General features: G+C 64.8%; 6 protein-coding genes and 1 pseudogene. 1 reads left to right on the forward strand and 6 read right to left on the reverse strand.

Annotated elements, in window-relative coordinates; translation table 11 throughout:
• From EN994_RS36865 to EN994_RS15895, 6 genes and pseudogenes are all read right to left on the reverse strand, one after another.
• A pseudogene (locus EN994_RS36865) lies at positions 1-129 on the reverse strand (phosphatidate cytidylyltransferase); the annotation flags it as partial.
• Entirely contained in the window at positions 129-791 is a 663-nt protein-coding gene (locus EN994_RS15875; protein WP_024504853.1) for a lysophospholipid acyltransferase family protein, read from the reverse strand. The gene EN994_RS15875 and the pseudogene EN994_RS36865, both read right to left, overlap by 1 nt.
• Positions 788-1,231: a hypothetical protein gene (locus EN994_RS15880; RefSeq protein ID WP_024504852.1), complete on the reverse strand. Its 444-nt coding sequence runs from the start codon at positions 1,229-1,231 to the stop codon at positions 788-790. The genes EN994_RS15875 and EN994_RS15880 overlap by 4 nt, the downstream gene beginning before the upstream one ends.
• Positions 1,228-2,553, reverse strand: a complete 1,326-nt coding sequence (locus EN994_RS15885) for a phosphatase PAP2/dual specificity phosphatase family protein (protein WP_024504851.1) — start codon at positions 2,551-2,553, stop codon at positions 1,228-1,230. Before EN994_RS15885 ends, EN994_RS15880 begins: the two co-directional genes overlap by 4 nt.
• Positions 2,554-2,558: 5 nt before the next feature.
• Positions 2,559-4,346, reverse strand: coding sequence for a bifunctional alpha/beta hydrolase/class I SAM-dependent methyltransferase (locus EN994_RS15890; RefSeq protein ID WP_181172674.1), 1,788 nt, complete (start codon positions 4,344-4,346; stop codon positions 2,559-2,561).
• A 48-nt stretch (positions 4,347-4,394) separates the two neighbouring features.
• Entirely contained in the window at positions 4,395-5,003 is a 609-nt protein-coding gene (locus tag EN994_RS15895) for a CDP-alcohol phosphatidyltransferase family protein (protein ID WP_063167716.1), read from the reverse strand.
• Between the two features lie 195 nt (positions 5,004-5,198).
• On the opposite strand from EN994_RS15895, the gene EN994_RS15900 reads away from it, so the two are divergent.
• Positions 5,199-5,561 (forward strand): MarR family transcriptional regulator (locus EN994_RS15900; protein ID WP_127307632.1); only part of this gene is annotated, 363 nt, incomplete at its 3' end.

Here is a 5,561-nt window from a genome sequence, read left to right on the forward strand (position 1 = left end):
CTGCGTGAGATTGACAAGCGTCGAGCTCAGCGGCTTCGGCGCTCGCGCCGAAAGGATGGTGGCGACGATGCTGGCGGTGGTCAAAACCGCCAGCAGGCCGATGATCAGGATGGAGATCTCGTGGCGCATCAATCGTCTCGCTCGGGACGCGGGTTGAGCGCCAGAAGCGCGGCGTGGGCGCGCTCGAGAAAGGCGCGGCGTTCTTCGCCCGGGCCAACCGCGACAGGCGCGCCGAAAACGACGCGGCACAGCAGCGGCACCGGCAGGAACTGGCCCTTGGGCAGCACGCGCGACATGTTCTCGATCCAGCACGGGATCAGCTCGACCTCAGGCCGCGCCGTCGACAGATTGTAGAGCCCGGAGCGGAACGCCAGCAGCGGCTCTTCGGTCATGTTGCGTGTGCCTTCGGGAAACAGGATAAGCGAGTGCCCTTGGTCGAGAACCGACAGCATGATCTCGATGGGGTTTTCCTCAGGTCTCGTCCATTGCCGGTTGATGAGCACGGACGACAAGATGTCCTGCGCGATAAAGCGGCGCAGCCGCGACTTCCCCCAATATTCGCCTGCGGCAACAGCATGGGTGATCGCGCGCTCCCTTTCGCTGAGACAGGCCGACAAAAGGATGAAGTCGCCATGGCTGGTGTGATTGGCGAAATAGATGCGCTGCCGCTCGGAGGGCAGGCTGCCGTTCCAGATCGGCCGCACCCCGGTCACCATCCGGGCCAGAGCCGACAGGCCGACGGAGGTTACCGTCTGCAGCAAGGTGAAGGTCTTGAGCGAAAGCTTGTTCATCGCGGCGCCCAAAACCCTGCCGCCAGAAGCGCTGCGGCAAACAGAGCCAGGGCAGCGCGTTGCTTGAACAGCAAGCGGCTTGTGCCGGCCATGCGGTCATCGAGCAAGCGTGTCGCGAACGGAGCCGGTTTCAGGCGCATGCGCGCCAACATGTCATCCACCGCGGCACCGCCGGAAGCTTCGTCGTCATGGCTCGCCATCAGTCGGAACAGCAGCGCGTCGAATGCCAGCAATGCCGACAGCGCCAGCACAGCAACCGCGCTCGCGGCGGCGATCGACAAAGCGATGGCCGCGGGCAAGGTCTCGAAGGCACCGCGCGCCGACGCGGCTAGAGGCGCAAGGACATTTGCGGTCAGCACGATTGCGGCCGGCCACGCGGCCTGTCGCATCAGCATGCCGGCGAAGCGGTCGGTGCGGTCCTGATAGGTATTGCCTGTCATGACGCCGCCCGCCCAGTGGCCTCTGCAAGGTGGACCGGCCGGCCGGCGGCCGCGAGCATCTCGCGGGCGAGCGTCGGCGTCCCGGCCCTGCCGGTCGCCACCAGCCATTCGGCGACGACGCCGGCGCTGCGCTGGAAGCCGAGCGCGCAGCACACCAGGACGGTGCCGTCGCGGCGTGCATTCTCCAGCGCGCCGGCTGCCTGTTGCCGTATCGCCAGTGGCGGCGGCAACAGGTCGATCATCGGAAAGCTGATCCAGCGGCAATCGGTTGTCGCCGGCTTTTCGAGTTCGGCGGCGAGGTCGATGACCGTGCCGAAGCTGTTGGCCTCGCTTGCCGTGGGAAAGCGCCCGAGAAAGACACCTTCGGCAATCGCCACCTGGGGGGCAAGATTGCGCGTCCAGGCCCATATGTTTGCCCTGGCGCCGAGGCGATAAGGCAAGAGCAGGACACGGCTTGCAAGCGTCATGCTGCCATCGGCGGATTTCTGGAACACTTTTTCGCCTGCCCCTGCATAGGCGAGGGTGACGATGGCCAGCGCCAGCGCCGGCCAAAGCAGGAAGAGCGCGACGGCGCAAACGTAGGCACCGAGCGCGGCACCGGCCAGCGCGAGGACGGCGCCCATAGCGTAGAACCGCGCCAGCCGCCGCGCTTTCGCATCGTTGGTCAGCCGGAAGCCTGCAAACGGCAATGCGCCGCTGCGCGGAAACAGCCACAGCGCAAAGAACCCGAGCAGCGCGCCGGTCGGGATGTCGATGAAGTGATGCTGCCAGGTCGTCAGCACCGAGGCGCCGATCAGAAAGCACCAGCCGTGCCAGAGCGGCAGGAGCAACCCGCCGAGCCGGTGGCGCCAATGATCCCAGATGATCGCCAAAAGGGCGATGTGCAGCGAGGGGGCCTGGTTGAACGGCTTGTCGAAACCGCCGAGCACGGCAAACAGGAAGCCGGGCAGGCCGGTCGTCGCCGGCCGCACGAATGTAGCGGTCAGCGGGAACAGGATGAAGCAGATAACGGCGACGATTTGCGCGGTGAGATAGCGTCCGGCCAGACGGTCGACCCCTTGCCTGTCGTTGTTGAGCAGCAGCGACAGGCCGTAGAACAGGTTGATCGACCAATAGGGCACGATGGTCCAGGCGACGAACGGGATGCCGTGCTCCCACGAGAACACGATACTGCCGACATCGTCGCGCCGCGACGCCAGCCAGTTGGCGAAGCCGTAGCTGAGATAGAAGAACGGCGCCAGGAAGGCCAGCCACAGGGCTGCCCTGACGACCACCCGGCTATAGGGTTCGGCACGCGCCACGGATGCAGGCGATGACACCATGCTGCTCAGCGGCGCCGCGCGAGCGAGACGGTGAAGATGCCCCATTGGTCGATGCGCTGGTCGAGCTTTTCGAAACCGGCGGCTTCGACGAACTGGTCCATTTCGCCTTGCGTGCGCCGGCGCATCACCCAGGCCTCGCCGCCGCGATGCGAGGTCAGGCTGCGGGCGATCATCTCGAGCTGCGGGTGCCAAGGCTGGTTGGTGTAGAGCAACAGGCTGCCCGGCTGCATGGCGCTGGCCAATCCACCGAGCGACCGGGCGATCATCGCATTGTCCGAGAATAGCTCGTAGAGGCCGGAAACGATGGCGAGGTCCGGCGCCGGATCGGCGTTGGCGAGCACGTCGGCATCGAAAGCGTCGGCGCGCTGGAACGTGACGTCAGCCGGCAATTGCCGCTCCGTGATCAGCTTGCGGCCAAGCTGCACGTTGAGGTCGGAATAATCCTGCAGACGCACGCTCGCCGGCTGGTCGGGGCTCTTCACGATGGCATCGAGAACATAGCGGCCGTGGCCGGCGGCGATGTCGAGAATATGCACTGGCCGGCCAGTGGTCTTGAGCGTTGCCAGGCAAGAGCCGATCAGTTCTTCGAGATGCAGCTTGCGCTGGCGGATGCCGCGCCAGCCGATAGCTTCCAGGAAGACACGGTCGACGACGCGGCCAAGGGGCGTAAGTCCGCGCGCGTCGTTTTCGTAGACATAATCCAGCGTCGAGCCGGAATCGAAGCCGGTGGCAATGCCGGTCTTCATGCCTTGGGAGACCCAGGCGCCCATGCGGATGGAGGCGCGGCTGAATGCCCAATAGAGGCCCTTTGGCGACATCAACGCGAGCGGTGAAGCAAGCCGGTCGGCCTCGTCGCGTGTGTAGCCGGCAATGTCCGCCTGCTTCAGGTCGACCGGCGCATCCGGTGCCGCGAACTGCCTGGCCAGGAACGGCCGGATCAGGTCGAGGGCCTTTGCCCGGTCGCGTTCGCCCAGCGTGTCGTGGAAGAAGCCCGGCAGCACATGACGTTCCTTGATGCGGCTGCCGAGATTGACGAAGAACTCGTGCTGCGGGCCGTGGCGCACGACCCAATCGCTGCCCGAAAGCAGAAGCTGCGTCGGCGCGGTGATGGCGCGGGCGTCCGCAACGATGCGGGCTGCATGCTGATAGAGTTCGACCAGGATGTTGGAAGCGATCGGCCGCGTGATCAGTGGATCGCTCTCGAAAGAGGCGATTCGCACGGGATCATGGGTCAGGAATTTCGCCTTGACGTAGGAATTGACGAAGAAGCGGCCCTTGATCTTCTGCCAGAGCGCTATGCCCTCCTTGGCGAAGGGCACGTAGAGTTTTACCGAGAAGGCCGGTGAGGCCAGCACCATGGCGCGCAGCTTCGGCGCATAGTCATGCACCCAGGCGGCGGCCAGAACGGCGCCGAAGGACTGCGCGATCAGCGCGATATCGCGCGTGGCGAAGCCATCCCTTTCAGCGATCTCGCGCATGAAGCAGTCGATGTCGCGCACCAGCGCCGAGAAGGACGGGGCATAGCCGCGCTCGCCGGACGAACGGCCATTGCCGCGGGCATCCCAGGCATAGAAGGCGTGGTCCGGCATCCGCAATTCATCGACGAGATGGGCCATGCGGCCGCCATGCTCGTGGCCGCGATGGAAGAGCACCATCGCGCCTTTGGCATCGGCCGAAGCCGCCGGCCAGAATCGGTAGAAGATCTCCGTCCCGTCATGGCTGCGGAAGACCCGCTCCTGCGCTTGCCGCGCAAGGCTTTCCGTGGCCGCGGCGGCGACCGGTTCGTGCATCATGGTCTTTCCCTCTGGCGGCCCCACTGGCGGCATGGCGAGCCTCGATGCTCAGCTGGCGCTGCCAATAAGCCCGGCGCGTATCCGGTTTATGGCGGTCAGCAGCGAAAGCGTTGCCATGGCCGGAAACACAAATGGCGCGATCGATGCCGGCCACAGCCCTGGGGCGCACAGCACGGCGACGACGCCAAGCGCCAGCGCCCTGTCGCTCTTGCCGAACGGCCCGGCATAGTTGCGGCCGATCTTGGCGGCGATGCCGAGCACGCCGGCAAACTCGGTCAGCACCGCCGATATTGCGAAGGCGACGACGCCCCATGCGCCAAATTCCGGAAAGACGGCAAAAGGCAAGATCAGCGCGAGGTCCGAAACGACGTCGCACAACTCGTTAAGATACATGCCGAGCGTCGAGGCTTGGCCATGCTCGCGCGCCAGCATGCCGTCCACGGCATTCAGCGCCATGCGCACGAACATCACCACGGGGATAAGCAACAGCAGCCAGCGCCATTCATGCCGGATCGCAATGGCCGCGCCGGCGGCTATCGACATCGCGGCCGCCAGGATGGTTATGCTGTTTGCGGTGACCCCGATGGCCGCCAGCCGATTGACCAGCGGCCGCAGTCGGCCCTGGAAGGCCGGCTTGAGAGCGTAAAGCGTCGGCATTGCGTTGATCCCCCGATCCTGTTCAGCGGCTGTACATCAATATGCCAGACGCGACCAGCGGAGAGGCGGCGCGGCCATCATGCGTTCGCAAATCGATAACCATGATTGGCCCGGCAAAGCTGTCATGCACATTTGTCGGCTTTGTGTGCACTGCGGCACCTTGAATAGTGAGCACGCTTATTATATATCCCGCTCATGGTTTCCGATGGCATCGACAGATTGGGCTTCTTGATCCACGACGTGCAGCGCCTGATGCGCAAGCGCTTCGAGGCGAGGGCCAGTGGCTTGGGGCTTTCTTCGGCGCAATGGCGGCTTCTGGTCCGCGTTGCCAAGGAAGACGGTGTCGCGCAGGCGCGGCTGGCCGAACTTCTCGAAATCGAGCCGATCAGCGTTTCGCGCCTGGTCGACCGCATGGAGGAGGGAGGCTGGATCGAGCGTCGTTCCGACGCTGCCGATCGCCGCGTCCGCATGATCTTCCTGACGCCCAAGGCAAGCGATGCCTACGCCGTGATCAAGAGCATTGCCGGGGAAGTCTATGAGGAATCGCTTGTCAACGTG

It is taken from the genome of Mesorhizobium sp. M7A.F.Ca.CA.002.09.1.1 (assembly GCF_003998555.1).
GTDB lineage: Bacteria > Pseudomonadota > Alphaproteobacteria > Rhizobiales > Rhizobiaceae > Mesorhizobium > Mesorhizobium ciceri.